Origin of the sequence: Pseudoalteromonas sp. GABNS16E, from assembly GCF_028598715.1 — a bacterium.
Classification (GTDB): domain Bacteria; phylum Pseudomonadota; class Gammaproteobacteria; order Enterobacterales; family Alteromonadaceae; genus Pseudoalteromonas; species Pseudoalteromonas atlantica.
Genome location: NZ_JAQREZ010000121.1, coordinates 1 through 1,553 on the forward strand (window position 1 = coordinate 1; position 1,553 = coordinate 1,553).

The window sequence follows — 1,553 nt, forward strand, 5'->3', positions numbered from 1 at the left end:
TTTTTACTGTATAAATGTCGCAATATGACAGAGTTAAAACAGCTCGTTGAAGAATCGATATTTATATACAATGAAATGCGACCGCACTTAAGTTTGGATATGAAAACACCAAATCAAGTGCATAAAATGTACTAGTGTGATTACCAAGGGATTATGTCGGTCTAATTACCGAGCGACTTTGACGTAAATAGCATACCAGCCAGTTATTTAACTGTACTAGCTCAGACTTGATCTGACAGTTACCCGTTTTTTAATCGGTGACTGTCAGTCTAGATTTGAGCTAAATTTTTCTCAGCCCAGATCAATTTTCCATCTAATAAAGTTTCTAATGGCGTTCTGCCACAGCATATTTTTCCTTGATGAGTTCGGTCATTATTGTAATAAATCATCCATTCGTCCAGATCCTTTTGCAATTCCTCTAATGAGCTATATAGCTTTTTACGGAATGTAACTTGATAGAATTCATTGAGTATCGTTTTATGGAAGCGTTCGCAGATACCATTTGTTTGCGGTGACATAGCTTTGGTTTTTGTATGATCGATATCATTAATAGCCAGATATAACTGGTAATCATGATGTTCGACTTTGCCACAATATTCAGTGCCTCTATCGGTTAGAATACGTAGCATAGGAAGCTCGTACTGTTCGAAGTACGGCAGTACTTTGTCGTTGAGTATGTCAGCCGCAGTAATTGGCGTTTTCGTGGTGTAGAGCTTAGCGAACGCTACTTTGCTGTATGTATCAACGAAGGTTTGTTGGTAGATACGCCCAACGCCTTTGAGATTACCCACGTAAAATGTATCTTGAGAGCCTAGATAACCTGGGTGAGCCGTTTCAATTTCACCACACGCTTCGTCATCATGTTTTTTCTTTTCAAGCGCAGCTACTTGAGCGTCGGTGAGAATGATACCTTCGTTAGCAACTTTATTTTCTAGTGCCTTGAGACGCTTTTTGAAGTTCTCTAGGTCATGACGTAGCCATATTGAACGAACACCGCTGCCAGAAACGAATACGCCTTGTTTTCTGAGTTCATTACTCGTTCTGTGTTGGCCATAAGCTGGATAATCGACAGCGTATTTAATGACGGCTTGTTCAGTTGCTTCATCAACTCTATTTTTTAAGTTTGGCGCTCTACGACTTTTATCAATTAACGCATCAAGTCCACCGTCTTCGACGAGTTCTTGATATCGATAAAATGTATCACGGGATACGCCCATCACTTTGCAGGCTCTTGATACGTTGCCAAGTTCTTCTGCAAGATTAAGTAAACCCGCTTTGTGTTTAATAATTGGATTGTTAGTATGTAGCATGAGAGTTACCTCTTATATGTTTTGATTTAAAGATTCGACACCTTTTATCAAAACGGGTAACTCTCACTTTTTCAAGTTGATGTGTCAGATCTTGTCTGAACTAATACAGATTAAACTGTTAACACCAAGCGACTTTGTCGTATCTTAATTACCAAGCAATTCTGTCGTAATTGCTAATTACCAAGGGAAACTGTCGGTCTCTTTTTTACATGTTTGTTAGTGTTCTTGTTTTTGAATACTAGA

Annotated in this window: 2 protein-coding genes; one reads left to right on the top strand and one right to left on the bottom strand. The window is 38.7% G+C overall.

The window, feature by feature from the left end; genetic code table 11:
* Positions 1-135: integrase core domain-containing protein (locus PSI06_RS20875; RefSeq protein ID WP_273604794.1), on the top strand; the 135-nt coding region annotated here is incomplete at its 5' end.
* A 134-nt stretch (positions 136-269) separates the two neighbouring features.
* Here the strand turns inward: PSI06_RS20875 and PSI06_RS20880 are convergent.
* Complete coding sequence (locus PSI06_RS20880; protein WP_273604793.1) at positions 270-1,310, bottom strand: IS481 family transposase; 1,041 nt, start codon at positions 1,308-1,310, stop codon at positions 270-272.
* Between the last annotated feature and the right edge of the window lie 243 nt (positions 1,311-1,553).